The sequence below is a fragment of the Mesorhizobium sp. RCC_202 genome (assembly GCF_041355295.1).
Taxonomy (GTDB): Bacteria; Pseudomonadota; Alphaproteobacteria; order Rhizobiales; family Rhizobiaceae; genus Mesorhizobium.
In genome coordinates this window covers 306,977-325,125 of sequence record NZ_JBFUPO010000008.1, presented here as the reverse complement: position 1 = coordinate 325,125, position 18,149 = coordinate 306,977, and the positions used below count along the sequence as shown (strand labels likewise).

Genomic DNA, 18,149 nt, shown 5'->3' with positions numbered 1-18,149 from the left:
GCAGCGGACGTTCAAGTCCGTGAGCACCGGAAGCGCAGAAACCGCCTTCAGATGGCCGCCGGAGTAGAGCTTCCAGACGGTCTCAGGAGCCGTGGACGTCGAAGGAAAAATACTTGTCGTTGATTTCCTTGTACTTGCCGTTGGCGCGCAGCGCGTCGATCGCGGCATTGAACTGGTCGGCCAGCTCCTTGTTGCCCTTCTGCAGCGCAATGCCAACGCCGGGGCCGTGGATGGCCGGATCGGCCGTCAAGGTGCCGAGTAATTTGCAGCAGGCGCCGTCGGGCTTCTTCAGCCATTCGGTCAGGATGATCGAACCGTCCATCATAGCGTCGAGCCGGCCATTGGCCATGTCGGTGCGGGCATCGTCACCGGTCGGATAGGCCTTGATCGTCGATCCCGAATATTTCTGCTCGGCGAAATTCTGGTGGATGGTCGCGCTCTGCACGCCGAGCGCCTTGCCCTTCAAATCGTCCGGCGAGGTGCCGGCAATCGTCGAATCCTTCGGCACCGCGATGGCCGGCGGCGTCTGGTAGTATTTGTGGGTGAACGCCACCTTCTCGGCACGCTCGGGCGTGATGGTGATGTTGATGATGGCATCGAACTTGCCGGCCTGCAGCGCCGGGATCGAGCCGTCGAAATCCTGCACGACAAACTCGCAATCGACCTTCATCTGGGCACATAGGGCCTTGCCGAGATCGATGTCGAAGCCGCCGAGCGTGCCGTCGGCATTGGCGTAGTTGAAGGGCGGATAGGCACCCTCGGTGCCGAGCCGAAGTTTCTTGCCCTCGGCATGGGCAGCACCGGTGGCCAAGGCTAGAGCGACGGAAGCAGCAAGCACGAAACGACTGAAAAGACGCATGTTCCAGATCCCCGTTGACGGCGGAAGTCTACGGGCTTTCAAGGACGCGGCGGAGACGGAAACGACATGTCATGCGCCGATCACGGCGCGGGCGGGAGCCTATTTCCCGCTCAGGATGAAATCGGCGCAGCGGTCGCCGATCATGATCGCCGGCGCGTTGGTGTTGCCGCTGGTGAGGCGCGGCATGATCGAGGTGTCGGCGATGCGCAGGCGCGGCACGCCGCGCACGCGCAGCTGCGGATCGACCACCGCCGCCTCATCGGTTCCCATCCGGCAGGTGCCGGAGGGATGGTAGACGGTCTTGGCGTGGCGGATGATGTGATCCGTTATCGCCTCGTCGCTCAGGTCGTCCATCTTGCCGGGCGCAAGCTCCTCGGCGACCACCTCGCGCAGCGCTGGCTGGCGCACAATGGCGCGCGCAACCTTCATGCCGGCAAGCAAAAGCGCAAGATCGTTAGGATGCGACAGGAAGCCGGTGGTGAAGCGGATCGGGTCGCGTGCATCGGCGGAGCGCAGCCGCACCGAACCGCGCGATTTCGGCCGCAGCACGCAAGGGTTCAGCTCCATGCCGTGGCGCTCGACTGAACCGTGCTCGGCGTTTTCGATCATCACCGGCAGCACATGGAACTGGATATCGGGCCTGCCATCGCCATCGGTGTCGAAGAAGCCGCCGCTTTCGACCACATTGGAAGCGAGCAGACCGCGCCGGAACAGCAGGTACTCAATGCCGTGCCGCAGCGCCTTCAATCCACGATCCTCGCCGAGCAGCGAGATCGGCTTGCGGGTCAGGGCGTAAAGCGGTGCGGCGACATGGTCCTGCAAATCCTGGCCGACCGCCGGCATGTCGCGGATCACGGGAATGCCCATTCCGGCGAGGTGCGCCGACGGGCCGAGGCCGGAGAGCATCATCAGTTTCGGCGTGGCGAGAGCGCCGGCGGCGAGGATCACTTCCTCCCGGGCCGAAGCCGTGTGGCCCTGTCCGCCAGGCGTCGCGTAGGACAGTCCGGTCGCGGCGCCATTCTCCAACGTCAGTGCCGTTACCAGTGCGTCGGTAACGATCTTGAGATTGGCGTTGCCGGCCAGCGGCCGCAGGAACACCTTCGCCGCCGACTGGCGCTCGCCGTTTGCCGTCGTCGTCTGGTAGAAGCCGACGCCTTCCTGCCGTTCGCCATTAAAATCGTCGTTGAAGCGATAGCCCGCCTGCTGCGCGGCCCGCACATAGGCGAGCGACAGCGGATGCCGGTAGCGCGGGTCGGAGACCGGCAGCGGGCCGTCGCTGCCGTGCCGTTCGCCGGCCAGCCGCTCGTTGCGCTCCAGCCGCTTGTAGACCGGCAGCACGTCGTCCCAGCCCCAGCCCGGACAGCCGAGATCGCGCCAGCCTTCATAGTCTTCCGGTTGACCCCTGACATAGAGCATGGCGTTGATCGATGAGCCGCCGCCCAGCGTGCGCCCTTGCGGGATCGGCAGCGAGCGGCCGCCGACGCTGGGCTCCGGCTCCGACTGATAGATCCAGCTGCGCGTCGTGCCGATCACCTTGGCGAAGGTCGCGGGCATGTCGATGAAGCGCGTGTTGTCGGCTGGCCCGGCTTCGACAACCAGCACGCGTTTTCCCGCGGCGACCAGCCGGCTGGCGACCGTGCATCCAGCCGAGCCCGCGCCGGCGACGATGTAGTCAAAGGTTTCCGTCATCAGGCGTAGCGCATGATGGCTGTCTTGGTTTCGAGATAGCCCTCGATCGCGGCGCGGCCATGCTCGCGGCCGATGCCGGATTGCTTGAAGCCGCCGAAGGGCGCCGCGGGGTCGAGCGTGTTGTGCGAGTTGACCCACACCGTGCCGGCCTTGAGGCCGTGGATCGCCGTCATCGCCTTGCCCATGTCACGCGTCCAGATCGAGGCCGACAGGCCGTAGCGCGTGTCGTTGGCGATGCGGATCGCCTCGTCGAGATCGGCGACCGGCATTGCCGCCACGACCGGCCCGAACACTTCCTCGCGCACGATCTCCATCTCGGGCCCGACGTGATGCAGGATGGTCGGCGCCACATAATGGCCCTTGGCCGGCACCGCACGTGCGCCGCTGACGCGTTCGACGCCCGCCGCCAGGCTGCGCTCGACAAAACCCTGCACGCTGTTGCGGTGCTTGGCCGAAACCAGCGGATTGATCTGGGCTTCGGCGTCACGGCCGGCGCCCATCGTCATGCCGTCGGCGATCTCGGCCAACCGCGCCAGCGTGCGGTCGTAGATCGACTTTTCGATCAGCAGCCGCGCCGCCGAGGTGCAGACCTGACCCTGGTTGAAGAACATGCCGAGCCCGGCCAGCAGCGGCTCGATGCCGTCTTCCATGTCGGCCAGCAGGATCATCGGTGATTTGGAGCCGAGCTCCAGCGTGAAGCGCGCGACGCGATCGACCGCGGCATGGCCGACGCGCTTTCCCACCTCCGTCGAGCCGGTGAAGGTCAGCTTGTCGACGCCGGGATGACGGATCAACGCCTCGCCGGTGATCGCGCCGCTGCCGGTCACGATGTTGACGACGCCGGGCGGCAAGCCCACGGCCTCGATGATCTCGGCCAGCCTCAGCAGGCCAAGCGGCGTTTCCTGCGGCGGTTTCAGCACCACCGTGCAACCGCAGGCCAGCGCCGGCGCGATCTTCCACATGCCGATCAGCAGCGGAAAATTCCACGGCACGATGGCGCCGACGACTCCGACCGGCTCCATCACCGTCATCGCATGATGCTTGGCGCCGGGCGGCACGGGGACGGAAACCTGAAATGTCGAGCCTTCGATCTTGGTAGCCCAGCCTGCATAGTAGCGCAGCCAGTCGACCGTGCCGCCGGCGCTCAGCATGCGGGCGACGCCGAGCGACTTGCCGTTCTCGATGCTCTCGATTTCGGCCAAGAGATCGGCATCGGCCTCGATCGCATCGGCAAGCCTCAGCATCAGGTTCTGGCGGTCGACCGGCCGCGTCGATCCCCATGGTCCCTCGAGCGCCGCGCGTGCCGCGCGCACCGCCTGGTCGACGAGTTCGGGACCGCTCTCAGGCACATGCGCGACGATCTCGCCGGAGGCGGAATCGTCGACCGCAAGGCCGTCACCCGCGAGCCCGTCGACGAAGCGTCCGTTGATGAACGGCCGGTGCTGGCGCGACAGGAATGCGGCGGCCGCCGCGCTGATCGGCGGCACGGTTCTCTCGTTCACGCCATCCTCCTCGAATGCTGATGAGCAGTTTCCAGGAGGGTTATGCAGCGCGCTGACGCCCTTCAAGCCGCGACAGTCGCGAGTGCGCTTTCAGTCAAAACAAAGTTCCCGCTCGGACAAGACCGCGAACGCGTTGCTGGCCAGTATGGCGTCCGCATCGAACGGCACCGTCGCGCGCGGTTCGAGCGTCCCAACGGTCACAGAGGTGGCGGCGATTGAGCGCATTACTCGGCAATCCGATGATCACCACCGCCGCGCTGCCGCTGCTGCTCGGCATCGCGCTTGGCCTGTTTGCGCGCTTCGCCTTGCCGGCTGCATCGCCGGTACTCACGCTCATCTGGGCGGCGCTGCTGTTGTTCTTCTACTGGGACACGCTCGGCCCGCCGGCCCTGCCGCCGGTCGCCGCCAGCCAGAAGCTCATCTACCTTGCCTTTGCCGGCATCATTATCGGCTTGCTGCCCGAACGGCCTGCGGGCGGCCGGGCCGCAAGTGCTCTCGCCATTGTCGCGGTCGCCGCGGCGTTCCTGTGGCTCGGCTGGCGGCGTATCGCCGTCGGTTCGCTCGACCTGCAGATGATTGCTGCGATCGCCGTCGGTCTGCTGGCGCTGGTTGGCGCCGCGATCGTCACCGGAAAGCAACCGACCTCGTCTTCGGTCGAAGAGCCGTTCCTTGCGCCGGCGGCGGTCATGTCCCTTTCGCTGGCGGGCGCGATCGTCTCGGTGCTCGGCGCCTCGATCGTCACCGGGCAATTGCTCGGCTCGCTCGCCGCGCTGATCGGCGGCTGGTGCCTGGCTCAATATCTCGCGACGCTGCGTGGTGGATCGGCCGCGTCAGCGGGCAGGGGCACCGAATTCCTGCTGCTCTATGCCGCCGCCACCGTGCTGATCCAGGTGGCGCTGCTGGCGCCCAAGGCTAATCCAGTCGCGCTGGTCCTGTCTTCCTTGCCGCCTTTGGTTGCGGTGCTGCTGCGCGGCCCGCTGCGATTCCTGCTTCCCGGCGCACGGCCATTGCGGCCGCTTATCGCCGGCATCCTGATCGCCCTTCCGGCGATGCTGGCCATCCTCACGGCGATCGTTTGGGCGCCGCATGGGGCAGCCCTCGGCTTTTCCTGAGCCGGGTCCAACAAACAACCAACAATAGGGAGAAACTTGTGAGGACGAGAAAACTGATTGCCGCGCTCGCATTTGCCGGCGCTTCGATGCTGGCCGCGGCCGCCCATGCCGACAATTACGAGATCGACGGCCAGCATGCCTGGGTCACCTTCACCATCAAGCATGGCATCTATGGCGTCGCCCATGGCCAGTTCGAGGGCGTCAAGGGTGCCATCGTCATGGACAAGGCCGACATCACCAAGAGCAGCGTCAAGGCCGAGTTCGATGTCGGCTCCATCCACACCGCCTTCGACCAGCGTGACAGCGATCTGAAGGGGCCGGACTTCTTCAACGCCGCCGAGTTCCCGACGATCAGCTTCGACAGCACCAAGGTTGAGAAGGTCGACGACAAGACCGGCAAGGTCACCGGTAATCTCACCATCAGCGGCGTCAGCAAGGAGATCACGCTCGACGTCAAGCTGCTCAACGAAGCGCAGGCGCCGTGGGATGCGACCTTGACCAAGGCGGCCTTCAGCGCCTCCGGCAAGGTGAGCACCGCCGACTTCCCGATGGCCAAGGCGGCCAATGGGTTCGGCCTCGGCCCGGAGGTCGACATCGTCATCGATCTGGAAGCCGTGAAGAAATAGGCCACCGCAAGCGAACGGGGGTGCGCGGTGGTCGCCGCGCGATCGGCGGATCGCGCGGCACACTGTGGGAGAAACGGTGAAGTGCGCGCTCAGTCAAAACAAAGTTCCCGCTCGGACAAGACGGCTGCAGGCAGCTGTCGCACATTGCAGACAGACGATCCGCGATATCGGGCCTTGCGCCTTCAAGGACAGCATCCATGCGATTCTCCGGCAAGACGGCATTCATCACCGGCGGCGGCACCGGCATCGGCGCCGCGGTCGCGCGGCGCATGGCGGCCGACGGCGCCAAGGTGGTGCTGATGGGCCGCCGCCGCGAGCCACTCGAAGCCGTCACCAGGGACATAGGCGGTCTGGTGGTGCAAGGCGATGCCGCCGACGCCAAGGCGGTGCGCGCGGCCCTTGCCGAAATTCACGAGAAGATCGGTGCCGTCGACATCCTGGTCGCCAATGCCGGCGGCCATGGCGTCGGCCCGACAGTGACGATGAGCGACGAGACCTGGGCGCTGGCGACGCGCACCAATCTCGACACGGCTTTCGTCTGCGCCCGCGAATGCCTGCCGGATCTGATCGCGCAAAAGGGCAACATCGTCGTCGTCGCCTCGATCGCCGGCCTGTTCGCCGGGCCAGCGGCGGCAGGCTACGTCACCATGAAACATGCCTGCGTCGGCTTCGGCAAATCGCTGGCGCGCGACTATGGCCGCCAGGGCGTGCGCACCAACACCATCTGCCCCGGATGGGTGGCGACGGCCATGGCCGACGAGCAGATGCAGGTCATCGTCGACAAGCACGGGCTGGGATCCATCGACGAGGCCTACAGGCTTGTCACCAAGGATGTGCCGCTCGGCCGGCCAGCAACGCCGGAGGAGGTCTCCAACGTCATCTGCTTCGTCGCCTCGGATGAGGCGTCGATGATGAACGGCTCGATCCTGACCGTCGACGGCGGCGCCACCGTTGTCGACCTGCCGACGCTCGCTTTCGTGGATTGATGTGGAGATGGCCATGAACGATCAGAACAGACCTGCCGACTGGAAGCATTTTGACGACTTCGCCGCCGGCATCGCCACCAACCGGCTGGCGACGTCTCAGGCGCTTGTCGGCCAGACGTTCAAGATCACGCTGAAGACCGGCCGTACCGTCGATCTCGCCTTCACCGCCGCCGACACGGTGGCGTGGAGCGAAGGCAGCGATGCCGGCGTCGACTGGTACGAGGCGCTGGAAGTCGCGCCGCATGTCTTCTTCATCAACATGACCCTCGCCGCCAGGCCGGCCGAGGACGAGGCCTTCATCGTCGACACCGCGACGCGCCGTGTGCTGTCGGTCCGCGAGCGGGTGCGCGATCCAGGCGAAGCCCCCGGCGAGCCGCGTGTTTCGCAAGTCTATTCCGCCGGCGTGCTCGGCGATCCCACTGCGTCGCCGACCGGACGCGAGCCGGCGCCGACGCGCGATCTGGTCGGGTTGACCGCGCATTACACCTACAGCCCGAACCACGTTTACGAGCACATTTACCTGAGCTCCGAGCGCTATGCCTGGCAGAACCTTGTCGGGATCCAGCGCGGCCATGGCGATGTCGACCTCGCCACCACCTGGAAGTTCGCCGACAACCTCTATGTCTTCGGCTTCCGCGAATTCATCATCCCGGTCGCTTCGCTGTTCTTCTACAACTGGGACACGATGCGCTCGACCGGCAAATTCCTCGGCGTCACCAGCCAGGGCCAGGTCGAGAACAAGCCCGCCGGCGCCTTCATCGAGAAGAAATCCAGGATCATCTACGACCCGGGCCAGGAACCGGTCTGAGCGCTGGGAACATCGATCATGAGCAACACGAACTTCGACGCCATCAAGGCGCACTACGCCGGCTCCGACGCCAAGGACTTGGTGGCGATGATGACGCCGATCACCGCAAGCACCGCCTGGACCGAGATGGCCGGCTTTCCTTATGCCGGCACCTATGTCGGCCCCGATGCGGTGATCGCCGGCGTCTTCAAGCGCATCGGCGATGATTGGGACGGCTACGCTTTCGCGCTCGAAAAGCTGGTCGACGGCGGCACGACAATCGTCGGCATCGGCACCTATTCCGGCACTTACAGGAAGACTGGCAAGCCGATGTCGGCGCGCGTCGTCCATGTCTGGGAAATGCGCGACGGCAAGGCCGTCAGCTTCGAGCAGTTCACCGACACCAAGCTGATCGCGGCCGCGATGGGTTGAGGCGCGACGTAACGGATGCGGGCCTCGCCTTGGGAGGATTGGCCCGATGAAAACCTGGGAGGATGGAATGGAAATCAGTCTCAAAGGAATACTGGCCGGTCTGTTGCTGTCCACTGCGCTAAGCGCCGGCGGCACGCGCGTCGCCAATGCCGCCGGCGACGAGATCGTCATCGGCGCGCCGATCTCCTTGACCGGGCCGCTGGCCGGCGACGGCAAGGAGCAGAAATGGGCCTATCAGCAGGCCGTCGCCGACATCAACAAGGCTGGCGGCGTCACGGTGGGGGGCAAGAAACTGCCTATACGTCTTGTCATCGCCGATGACGAAAGCTCGGAAGGCAAAGTCGCCTCGGCGCTGGAAAACCTGATCAAGGTGCAGAAGGTCGACGCACTGCTGTCGACCCATTCCGGGCCGATGAACATTGCCGGCGCCATTGTCGCCGAGAAATACAAGAAGTTCTACATGATCACGACGGCCTTCCCCTTCGAGTGGCAGCCGTTGAAGTTGAAATATTCGGCGCTGTTCTTCTTCCATCCGGGGCCCGGCGCCGAGGTGCCGTTCGAGATTTGGGGCAAGCTGCCGGACGGTGAGAAGCCGAAACATCCGGCGCTGGTCTCGGAAGACTCGCCCGACGGCAAAGGGTTCGGCGGCGCCTTCGAGGCGGCGGCCAAGAAATATGGCTACACTTTCGCCGTCGACGACCCCTGGGCGATCGGCGCCACCGACTATTCGGCGCTGATCACCAAGCTCAAGGCGGCGGACGTCGACGCCATGCTGGTCTTCGGCTCGCCGGCCGACACCGTCACGCTGCTCAGACAGATGAAGGAGCTCGGCTTCTCCGTGCCTTACCTGCATGGCTGGAAAGGCACCTGGACCGGCGAGTTCCACGAGGCGCTCGGTCCGGACTCCGACTACATCCTCACCGACGGTTTTTGGTCGGCGAGCTATCCCTACAAGGGCGCCAAGGAGCTCGGTGACCGTTATGAGGCCGAGTTCAAGAAGGACTCCGTCACCGTCGGCGCCTTCTATGCCAACGCCCAGGTGCTGGCGCAGGCGATCGGGAAGGCCGGCAGCACTGACGCGACTGCCATCCATGACGCGATCTTCGGCCAGGAGTTCAAGGACACCGTGGTCGGCGATCTCAAATTCGACCAGACCGGCTTTGCTCTGATCCCAAGCGTCGCCACGCAATGGTGGCAGGGCAAGCACCAGCTGATCTACCCGGACGGCAATTGGACCTACAAGCCGGCGCCGGCCTGGGACAAGCGTTGAGCGGGCAATTCCAGGAAAACTGTGTTGCGGTTTTCCGTCCGGAATTGCGCGCAAAGCAAGACTTGATGCGGCGGGCAGGGGCGGTCGCCATCGTGCGGCCGCCCCGATATCTGATCGGGAAAGAGAGTGACGGAAAACACGATGCAGGCTGACGAAACCCTGCTGCGCCTCGAGGCGGTCAAGAAGCGCTTCGGCGGGCTTGTCGTGCTCAACAACATCGACATCACGGTTCGTGCCAATGAGCTGATCGGCCTGATCGGTCCGAACGGCGCCGGCAAGTCGACGCTGTTCAACGTCATCACCGCCATCTACGCGCCGACAGAAGGTCGCGTGTCCTTCCTTGGCAAGGACATCACCGGCATCGCGCCGCATCGCATCTCGCGGCTCGGCATCGCCCGTACCTTCCAGCTGGTGCGCACTTTCCTCACCATGACCGCTTTCGAGAATGTCATGGTCGGCGCCGTCTATGGGGCAGGGGGCCGCGTCAAGCACGCAACCGAAGCCGCCACTGCCGCGCTCGAACTGGTCGGCCTGACGGCCAGGCGCGACATGCGCACCGCGCACATGACGCTGTCGGACCGCCGCATGCTGGAGATCGCGCGCGCCGTCGCTTCCGATCCGGCGCTGCTCCTGCTCGACGAGCCGATGGCCGGCCTCAACCCGACCGAGATCCAGCGCATGGTCGACGTGATCCGCAAGGTCCGCACCGAGCGCAACATCTCGATGCTGTGGGTCGAGCATAAGGTCGACGCCATCATGAAAGTGTGCGGCCGGGTGATCGTGCTCGACCATGGCGAGAAGATCGCCGACGGCACGCCGCGCGAGGTCACGCAAAACCGCAAAGTCATCGAGGCCTATCTTGGCGAACCCGCTGCTTGAAGTAAGCGATCTCGAAGTCGCCTATGGCGATGTCGGCGCCTTGTGGGGCGTGTCGCTGCATGTCGATCCCGGCACCATCGTCGCCATTGTCGGCGCCAATGGCGCCGGCAAGACGACCCTGCTGAGAACCGTCTCCGGCCTGCTGACGCCCAAGGCCGGCGACATCCGGCTCGCGGGCCAGTCGCTGGTCGGCAAGGCGCCAGAAGCGATCGCACGCCTTGGCATCGCCCATGTGCCGGAAGGGCGCGGCTTGTTTCGCCAGATGACGGTGCTGGAAAACCTCGAACTCGGCGCCTTCCAGCCTAAGGCGCGGCCGCGCACCAAGGAGTTGCTCGACAAAGCCTACGCGCTGTTTCCGCGACTGAAGGAGCGCGCACAGCAGAAGGCCGGCTCGCTCTCCGGCGGCGAGCAGCAGATGCTGGCGATCGCGCGCGCCACCATGTCGGAGCCGTCGCTGCTGATCCTCGACGAGCCGTCGCTGGGTCTGAGCCCGCTTGTCGTGCAGCAGATGTTTGCTTTGATCCAGACCTTGCACGGCCAGGGCGTTACCATCCTTTTGGTCGAGCAGAACATCCACCAGGCGCTGAAGGTCGCCGACTACGCCTTCGTGCTCAAGACCGGCTCGCTCGCCATGCAGGGCACCGGCGCCGAGCTCATCGCCGATCCCGAAATCCAGAAAGCCTATATGGGCGTGTTGGAGTAGAAATGTTCAATCTCCCGCCCCCCGACATCCTGCTTCAGCTCTCGCTCAACGGTGCGCTCGGCGGCGCCATGTATGGCGTTGCCGCCGTAGGCCTTAGTCTCATCTTCGGCACCATGCGGCTGATCTTCCTCGCCCAGGGCGCGATGATCATCCTCGCCGCCTATTTCGTGCGAGCGTTGTTCTACGGCCTCGGCATCGATTCGTTCCTGTCGCTCTTGATCGTCGTGCCGGTCGGGCTCGGCGTCGGCTGGCTGCTCTATCAGGGCCTGTTCCGCAGGGCGGCTGCTGAAGCAGACCGCAACGTCTCGCTCTTGATCGCCGTCGGCCTGATGTTCCTGGTGCAGAACCTGATGACCGTTGTCTGGGGCGGCAACACCGCCGCCGTGGTGACGAGCTATACGGCAACAGGCATCGAGCTGTTTGGCGTGCGCACCTCGTTTACCCGCTCGATGGGCTTCCTGATCGCGCTGGCCGGTACCGGGCTGGTGGTGCTGTTTCTGCGCAGGACGATCATCGGCAAGGCGGTGCGCGCCGCTTCCGAAGACATGGATGCGGCGACGCTGATGGGCATCAGCCCGCACCGCGTCAACGCCATCGCCTTTGCCATCGGCATTTCGCTGGCCGGCGCGGCAGGCGTCGCGGTGGCGACGACCTTTCCGTTCAACCCGTTCGCCGGTTTCATCTTCAGCCTCAAGGCGCTGGTGGCGCTGGCGCTGGGTGGCATCGGCAACGTAGGCGGGGCTTTGGCCGGCGGCATCCTGCTCGGTCTGATCGAAGCCTATGTCCAGTTCTTCATCTCCGGCGGCTGGACCAATGCGATCGCCTACGGCGTCTTTCTCCTGGTGCTGATGTTCAAGCCGGAAGGCCTGTTCAGCCGGCCCTACAAGAAGGCTTGAGAGCGATGAGCCAGGCCTTGAAATGGATCGCAATTGTTGTCGTCGCCGCGCTCGCGCTGCTGCCATTCGTGCCCGGTGCCGTCGACGCCTATTATTTCTCCTTCCTGTTCTTCGTCTTCCTCTACGCCATCATGGCGCAGAGCTGGAATCTTGTCGCCGGCTATGGCGGCCAGATCAGCCTCGGCAGTCATGCTTTCTTCGGCCTTGGCGCCTACACCACCGCGATCCTGTGGACCGGCAATTATCTGTGGGGCTCGCTCTATGACAGCCATCCCGGCATCTATTATTTCGATCCGGTGACGATGGCACTCGGCGGACTGGTCGCAGCACTTGCCGCTGTCATCATTGGCCTGCCGCTGCTGTCGAAACTGCGCGGCGACTATTTCGCGCTGGGTACGCTCGGCTTCGGCGAGATCGTCAAGGTGCTGTTCGTCAATGGCGGCGACTTCACCGGCAGCGCTTTCGGCATCGTCGCGCCGGCGTCGAGCTTCGACACGCTGCGCCCGCATTATTGGGTGGCGCTCGGCCTGATGGTCGCCACCGCTCTGGCCATCCGCGCGCTGATGCGCTCGCGCTACGGCCTGGCGCTGATCGCCGTGCGCGACGACGAGATGGCGGCCTCGGCCAACGGCATCGACGTCTTGAAGGTCAAGGTCGCGGCCTTTGCCGGCAGCGCCTTCATCGCCGGCGTCGCCGGCAGCCTCTACACCTATTATATCTTCCATGTCGGGCCGGATTCGGTGTTCGACCTCGATTGGATGCTCTTGCCGCTGATGATGACGGTGGTCGGCGGCACCGGCACGCTGCTCGGTCCGATCCTCGGCGCGCTGGTGATGTATGCGGTGTTCGATCTCGCCCGCATCGTCGTGCCTGACTACCATCCGGTGATCTCGGGCCTCACCATCATCCTGGCGATGCTGTTCCTGCCGAAGGGGCTGACGCGCCTAGGTGTGATGCAAAGGCTGAAGTCGGCCTGACGGCTTTCAGCTCATCAGCTTCGGCAACCCCGCCGCCAGCGCATCGACGGCCAGCCGCACCTTCAACGACAGATGCGGCGTCTGCAGCCACAGCGTATGGCAGTCGTAGAGATAGTCCGGCTGATCTGGCAGCAGGCGAATGAGCATGCCCGCTTCGATGCGCTCACGCACCAGCCAGTGGGGCAGCCAGGCCAGCCCCATGCCTTCGGTCGCCGCATCGGCGATGGCGTCGAGGTCATCGAGCCGCAGCCTGCCGACGGGCGCGATCCCGCTGACCGAGCCGTCGTCGCGCGGAAACAGCCATGGCTGCAGCATCTGGCCGAGCCGGCGGTAGAGGATCGCCTGATGGCCGGCGATGTCCTCGAGGTGGAGGGGTCGGCCGAACCTTTCGACATAGGCAGGCGCGGCGCAGACGGTCATGCGCTGGCGCGCCACGCGTCGCGCGATGATGCCGGCCCTGTCATCCAGCGTGCCGGTGCGGATCGCCAGGTCGAAGCCGTCCTCGACAAGGTCGGAAAAGCGATCGCTGAGCGACAGGTCAAGCTCGAGCGTCGGGTGATGCCGGGCGAGTTCGAGCAGGATCGGCGTCACGCAATGCCGGCCGAAATGCGCCGGCATCGTCACGCGCAGTTTTCCGCGCGGCTCGGACAACTGGTCGGCGGCCAGCGCGTCCGCGGCTTCCGCCTCAGCCAGCACGATCCGGCAGCGCTCGTAATAGGCGCGCCCGAAATCGGTCAGGCTCTGCCGGCGCGTCGTGCGGTTGATGAGCCGTATGCCGAGCCGCTCCTCCAGAAAGCGCACATGCTTGCCGACCATCGGTCCCGACATTTCCAACGCCGCCGCGGCGGCCGCGAACGAGCCGAGATCCACCGCCTTGACGAACACACCCATGCTTTCGAGGCGATCCATATTCAAAACCAGCTGTTTCGACTGTTCTACCTAAAGCCCGATTTATCCTCTATCGAGCGCACTGCATAGTCCATTCCATCGCTTGGATTTGGAGTTGGGATGGAGTGGCAAGAATTGTCCGCTTTCACACGCACGGCGGGCCGGAGGTGCTGCGCATCGAGGACGTCGAGGTGGCGCCGCCTGGAGCGGGCGAGGTGCAAATCAGCGTCAAGGCGCTTGGCCTGAACCGCGCCGAGGCCTTGATGCGCAAAGGCACCTACATCGAGACGCCGGCGCTGCCGTCAGGCCTCGGCCTCGAAGCGGCGGGCATTGTCGAGGCGCTCGGCGAGGGCGTCGATGGGCTCGCGCCGGGCGACGCGGTCAGCATCATTCCGCCGCGTTCGATGGCGCGCTGGCCGGCCTATGGCGAACGCGTCATCTTTCCGGCCGGGCTCGTCGTCAAGCATCCGGCGTCACTCGGCTTCGAAGCTGCCGCCGCGACATGGATGCAGTATCTCACCGCCTATGGTGCGCTGGTCGATATCGCCGGTCTCGGCCCTGGCGAACCTGTGGCCATCACCGCGGCCTCAAGCAGCGTCGGGCTGGCCGCCATCCAGATCGCAAACATGATCGGCGCCGAGCCGATCGCCGTCACCCGGACATCGGCCAAGACGGACGCCCTGCTGAACGCCGGCGCAGCCCATGTCGTGGCAGTGCAGGAGGAGGATCTCGAGGCGCGGCTGAAGGCGATCGCGCCACAAGGCGTGCGTGTCGTCCTCGATGCCGTCGGCGGCCCGATCTTCACGCCGCTGACGGCGGCAATGGCGCGCGGCGCCATCCTCATCGAATATGGCGGCCTCAGCCCCGAGCCGACGCCGTTCCCGCTGTTCGAGGTGCTGGCCAAGACATTGACGCTGCGCGGGTATCTCGTCCACGAAATCACCGGCGACCCGGCTCGCCTGGAAGCCGCCAAGACCTTCATCCTTGCTGGCCTCGCATCCGGCGCGCTGAAGCCCCTGATCGCCAGGATTTTTCCGTTCGACGAGATCGTCGAGGCGCATCGCTTCCTGGAATCGGGCGAGCAATTCGGCAAGATCGTCGTGACGATGTGAGGCGCCCGAAAAGGCTCAGGCGCGCCCGTTGTGGGGTGCGCGCCTGATCGATCGTGCCGGCTGAATTCGGAGCGGTCTTATGCGCGCTTCTCGATCACTGCGTAGAGCACGTTGCGGTTTTCACCGAAGAACACCTGCGCCTCGACGGTGTTGCGGTCGACGCTGGCGTTGACGATATTCCACATGTCGGCTTCCGAGCGCAGCAGCAGCACCCAGTCCATGAACGTTTCCCGGTAGCCGGCGTCAGGGGTGCCGTCGGCGTAGTTGGCGAACAGGAACCTGCCGCCGGGCTTCAGCATCTGCAGGCAGGTCTTGGTCAGCTTCACCGCGACGTTGTGCGCCAGGTAGTCGTAAAGGCCGGAGGCGTAGATGAGGTCGAACTTGCCCATCTTGTGGCCTCTGGTCAGCACGGTGCGCACCGAGCCGTCGACAGCCTCGACCGCCGTGTCCTGGAAATCGCGCGCGATCAACCCAACGCTCTGCGGATCCTGGTCGAGCGCAACCCAGCGCTTGAGACGGCCCTCGGCGAGTGCCGCCGAACGATTGGCCTCGCGCAGATGGCCGGCCGCGATCGCCAGCACCTCGGCGTCCGGTCCGCTCCTCTCCGCGGTCTCATCGACATACCGGGTCAACAGGTCGCGCCGTTCCCGCGCCGCCACGCATGACGGCACATTCTGGGTGTGGCTATAGAGGGCTTTGCCGATCTCCGAGGCATTTGCCACGTCTTCGGCCACGTGCGGGTCGCAGTAGATGAAGTCGAGCAGCTGCGCGTCGCCGGAATAACCCCGGGGCTTGGTGAAAGACCAGTGCGTGAGCGGATCCTGGAGAAAATACTGCAGGATCGCATGGCTCTGCGCCACCGGGATCAAGGCCTGCCAGACATCGGGATGCACCCTGGAGCGCAGCGCGTTGAGGATCGACAGCAGGCGACGAACGGTCTCGGCCGGATCCTTCTGCTGTTCGATCTGCTGCTGTGTGGTCTGCAGAATAAGCGCCAGCTCCGCACGAGCGGCTTGGAACGCCTCGCCATGATGCTCGGGCTTTCCTCGATGGAGACTGCCGGCAATCATCTTGGCAGTAATGAGACTTTTGCCATCAAAGACAGTTTGCACCGGATGCTCCATGGTTAACGTTCTCTTAATTTATTGCGTAGAATGCCTCGTTTGCCAACGGTGCCTCAGCGGGATTTTACCGTTATGATTAATTTCGCGTAAACCATGTCGCCTTATTAGAGATCTTGCATGTCGGAATCTGGGTCCGAGTTAACGCAAACTTGTCTTGAGCCATTGCATTTTATCGCGCGGCAAATCGTTGTCCCAAGGAGCAGGCCCGAGTGGGGGCAGAAGCGAGAAGAGAGCTTGCAGCGCAAAAAGCCCCTGAACCGGGGTTTGTTGCCAGTGAACGTGTGTCAACACGATTGGCAGATTTGGCGCATGTCGAGCCTTACGAGCCGCGCCACGGACAGGGCTCGGATGAGCTCCGCGCCCTTTACCACACGGAAGCCCAGGCGAAGCGCCGGGCGGAAGCCAGGCCGGGGCTTTGGATTGCCGTCGCCATCTATGTCTTGTTTTCGGCATCGGACCTGCTGCTGATACCGGACGTGGCGGCCTATACGATCGTCGCGCGCTTCGCCGTCGGCCTGACCGCGCTATTGGTCCTGGAAGGGCAGCTTCGCCGCGGGATCGCGACCACATGGCTTGACCTGACATGCGCGGCGGCCATCATCTTCGGCTATATCGGCTGGCTGTTGCCCACATCCATGGGCGCGGACCGGCAGGCCGTCGCTTACTACCTGGTGTTCGGCACCATCTTCATGATGAGCGCCAATCTTTTCTTCACGTTCAGCTTCAAGCTCTCGATCATCACGTCGACGATCATCCTGTGTATCTTGTACGTGGTGAACTACTTCGTGCCGGCCACGATGACGTACAAGATGGTGTTCGGGACATTCTATGTCTCCTGTTTTACGTTTACCTCATATGTGAACTGGAAGCTGAATGAAGAGCGCTACAACGTCTTCCTGAACGCGCTCGAAGCCAAGATCCAGCACAAGGAAGCCACCGAGCGCGGCAAGGCGCTGCTCAGGCTGTCGCGGACCGATCCGCTCACGGGTCTGGAGAACCGGCGCGCGATCGACGAGAAGCTGCGCGATTACTGGAGCGACTGGCAAAAGCAGGGCAGCCGTTTTGCGGCGATCCTCATCGACGTGGATTTCTTCAAGAAGTTCAACGACTGTTACGGCCATCAGGAAGGCGACCGTTGCCTGATCCATGTCGCCAATGCGCTGAGCGAGCTGGTCAAGCAGTATGATGGCTCGATCGGCCGCTATGGCGGCGAGGAGTTCATTGTGCTGGCCCGCATGGACGGCAAGGAGCGGGTCACCGAACTTTCCGAAGCCATTTGCCGCACGATCGAAAACCTGGGGCTTATTCATGAGTTGCGCCGCGACGGTATCTCGATCGTGACGGCAAGCGTCGGCGCGGCGTTCACCAGGGCACAGGCCGGGGCCAAGTTGGAGAAGATCATCCACGAGGCTGATCGGGCGCTTTATCTGGCAAAGGCCAGCGGTCGCAATTGCGCGCGGCTGTTCGATCCGACCGATCCGCAGAGCGGCGACGAGAGCGAAAATATCGCCGCCTTACTGAAAATCGCCATCGAACGGAATCTCGTTTCGTTGGTCTACCAACCGATCCAGGATGTATCGTCCGGCCGGGTGGAGGCTGTCGAGGCGCTGATGCGCCTCAAAATGCTCGATGGCGTGTTGGTTCCGCCGAGCCTGTTCATTCCCGTCGCCGAACGTACAGGCGCCATATTGGAGCTCGGGCGCTGGGCGATAAGAACGGTCTGCACGGATCTGCTGGCGCATGACGATTTCCATGTCGTCAGCGTCAACGTTTCGCCGGTCCAGCTCAAGGCGCCCGGCTTCGCAACGTCCGTTGCGGCCATCCTCGGCGAGACCGGCGTGCCCGGCAGCAGGCTGGCCTTCGAGATCACCGAAGGGCGCGAGCTGGAGATGGACTCCGACATCCTGCGCTGCATCAGCGACCTCAAAACCCTGGGCATCAGGATATGGCTCGATGATTTCGGCACCGGCTTCGCCGGCCTGTCCTGGCTGCGCCTGATCGACTTCGACACGGTCAAGATCGACCGCTCCTTCCTGCACGACTGTGGCACCGCCAAGGGCATGGCGATGCTCCAGGACATCATCGCGCTCGTTCGCAACCGCGGCCACCAGATCCTGGTCGAAGGCGTGGAAACCGACGAGCAGATGGCGCTGATGCGCGAATTCGGCATCGACAAGGTCCAGGGCTACCACGTCGGCCGCCCCATGCCGGCGTCGAGTTTCCAGACCAAGCCGGCGGCGCGGCCGTTCACGGTGCTGAAGTCGGCGTGACGGCTGGGTGCCGCCCGCGTGGTTCGGTCCAGGCCGC

Annotated in this window: 17 protein-coding genes; 12 read left to right on the top strand and 5 right to left on the bottom strand. The window is 64.3% G+C overall.

What is annotated here, in order from left to right; all coding sequences use genetic code 11:
- Positions 1–82: 82 nt before the first annotated feature.
- The 3 genes from AB6802_RS20295 to AB6802_RS20285 form a co-directional block, all read right to left on the bottom strand.
- Positions 83–859, bottom strand: a complete 777-nt coding sequence (locus AB6802_RS20295; protein WP_371011953.1) for an ABC transporter substrate-binding protein — start codon at positions 857–859, stop codon at positions 83–85.
- 99 nt (positions 860–958) lie between these two features.
- Positions 959–2,548: a GMC family oxidoreductase gene (locus AB6802_RS20290; RefSeq protein ID WP_371011952.1), complete on the bottom strand. Its 1,590-nt coding sequence runs from the start codon at positions 2,546–2,548 to the stop codon at positions 959–961.
- Positions 2,548–4,050 carry an aldehyde dehydrogenase gene (locus AB6802_RS20285; RefSeq protein WP_371011951.1) on the bottom strand — a complete coding sequence of 501 codons (1,503 nt, stop codon included), beginning with the start codon at positions 4,048–4,050 and terminating at the stop codon, positions 2,548–2,550. The genes AB6802_RS20290 and AB6802_RS20285 overlap by 1 nt, the downstream gene beginning before the upstream one ends.
- Before the next feature lie 215 nt (positions 4,051–4,265).
- Here AB6802_RS20285 and AB6802_RS20280 point away from each other — a divergent pair, with 215 nt between their 5' ends.
- The 10 genes from AB6802_RS20280 (at position 4,266) to AB6802_RS20235 (ending at position 12,718) form a co-directional block, all read left to right on the top strand.
- On the top strand, positions 4,266–5,162 hold the full coding sequence (locus AB6802_RS20280) for a hypothetical protein (protein ID WP_371011950.1): 897 nt from the start codon (positions 4,266–4,268) through the stop codon (positions 5,160–5,162).
- A gap of 38 nt (positions 5,163–5,200) precedes the next feature.
- Complete coding sequence (locus AB6802_RS20275; protein WP_371011949.1) at positions 5,201–5,788, top strand: YceI family protein; 588 nt, start codon at positions 5,201–5,203, stop codon at positions 5,786–5,788.
- 197 nt (positions 5,789–5,985) lie between these two features.
- Positions 5,986–6,774, top strand: a complete 789-nt coding sequence (locus AB6802_RS20270) for an SDR family NAD(P)-dependent oxidoreductase (RefSeq protein ID WP_371011948.1) — start codon at positions 5,986–5,988, stop codon at positions 6,772–6,774.
- A gap of 13 nt (positions 6,775–6,787) precedes the next feature.
- On the top strand, positions 6,788–7,582 hold the full coding sequence (locus tag AB6802_RS20265) for a MoaF C-terminal domain-containing protein (protein WP_371011947.1): 795 nt from the start codon (positions 6,788–6,790) through the stop codon (positions 7,580–7,582).
- Between the two features lie 18 nt (positions 7,583–7,600).
- Positions 7,601–7,993 carry a nuclear transport factor 2 family protein gene (locus AB6802_RS20260; protein WP_371011946.1) on the top strand — a complete coding sequence of 131 codons (393 nt, stop codon included), beginning with the start codon at positions 7,601–7,603 and terminating at the stop codon, positions 7,991–7,993.
- A 67-nt stretch (positions 7,994–8,060) separates the two neighbouring features.
- A complete protein-coding gene (locus AB6802_RS20255) occupies positions 8,061–9,263 on the top strand; it encodes an amino acid ABC transporter substrate-binding protein (protein ID WP_371011945.1) in 1,203 nt (400 codons plus the stop codon).
- Positions 9,264–9,404: 141 nt separating this feature from the next.
- Entirely contained in the window at positions 9,405–10,142 is a 738-nt protein-coding gene (locus AB6802_RS20250; protein ID WP_371011944.1) for an ABC transporter ATP-binding protein, read from the top strand.
- Positions 10,135–10,845: an ABC transporter ATP-binding protein gene (locus tag AB6802_RS20245; protein WP_371011974.1), complete on the top strand. Its 711-nt coding sequence runs from the start codon at positions 10,135–10,137 to the stop codon at positions 10,843–10,845. Before AB6802_RS20250 ends, AB6802_RS20245 begins: the two co-directional genes overlap by 8 nt.
- 2 nt (positions 10,846–10,847) lie before the next feature.
- Complete coding sequence (locus tag AB6802_RS20240; protein ID WP_371011943.1) at positions 10,848–11,741, top strand: branched-chain amino acid ABC transporter permease; 894 nt, start codon at positions 10,848–10,850, stop codon at positions 11,739–11,741.
- 5 nt (positions 11,742–11,746) lie between these two features.
- A complete protein-coding gene (locus AB6802_RS20235; protein WP_371011942.1) occupies positions 11,747–12,718 on the top strand; it encodes a branched-chain amino acid ABC transporter permease in 972 nt (323 codons plus the stop codon).
- Positions 12,719–12,724: 6 nt separating this feature from the next.
- Here AB6802_RS20235 and AB6802_RS20230 read toward each other — a convergent pair whose 3' ends face one another.
- Positions 12,725–13,627 carry a LysR family transcriptional regulator gene (locus tag AB6802_RS20230; protein WP_371011941.1) on the bottom strand — a complete coding sequence of 301 codons (903 nt, stop codon included), beginning with the start codon at positions 13,625–13,627 and terminating at the stop codon, positions 12,725–12,727.
- Between the two features lie 104 nt (positions 13,628–13,731).
- Here AB6802_RS20230 and AB6802_RS20225 point away from each other — a divergent pair, with 104 nt between their 5' ends.
- Positions 13,732–14,718 carry a zinc-dependent alcohol dehydrogenase family protein gene (locus tag AB6802_RS20225; RefSeq protein ID WP_371011940.1) on the top strand — a complete coding sequence of 329 codons (987 nt, stop codon included), beginning with the start codon at positions 13,732–13,734 and terminating at the stop codon, positions 14,716–14,718.
- A 77-nt stretch (positions 14,719–14,795) separates the two neighbouring features.
- On the opposite strand, the gene AB6802_RS20220 is transcribed toward AB6802_RS20225, so the two are convergent.
- Positions 14,796–15,830: a class I SAM-dependent methyltransferase gene (locus tag AB6802_RS20220; protein ID WP_371011939.1), complete on the bottom strand. Its 1,035-nt coding sequence runs from the start codon at positions 15,828–15,830 to the stop codon at positions 14,796–14,798.
- Positions 15,831–16,135: 305 nt separating this feature from the next.
- Between AB6802_RS20220 and AB6802_RS20215 the strand changes: the two genes are divergently transcribed.
- Complete coding sequence (locus AB6802_RS20215) at positions 16,136–18,112, top strand: putative bifunctional diguanylate cyclase/phosphodiesterase (RefSeq protein WP_371011938.1); 1,977 nt, start codon at positions 16,136–16,138, stop codon at positions 18,110–18,112.
- Positions 18,113–18,149: the final 37 nt, after the last annotated feature.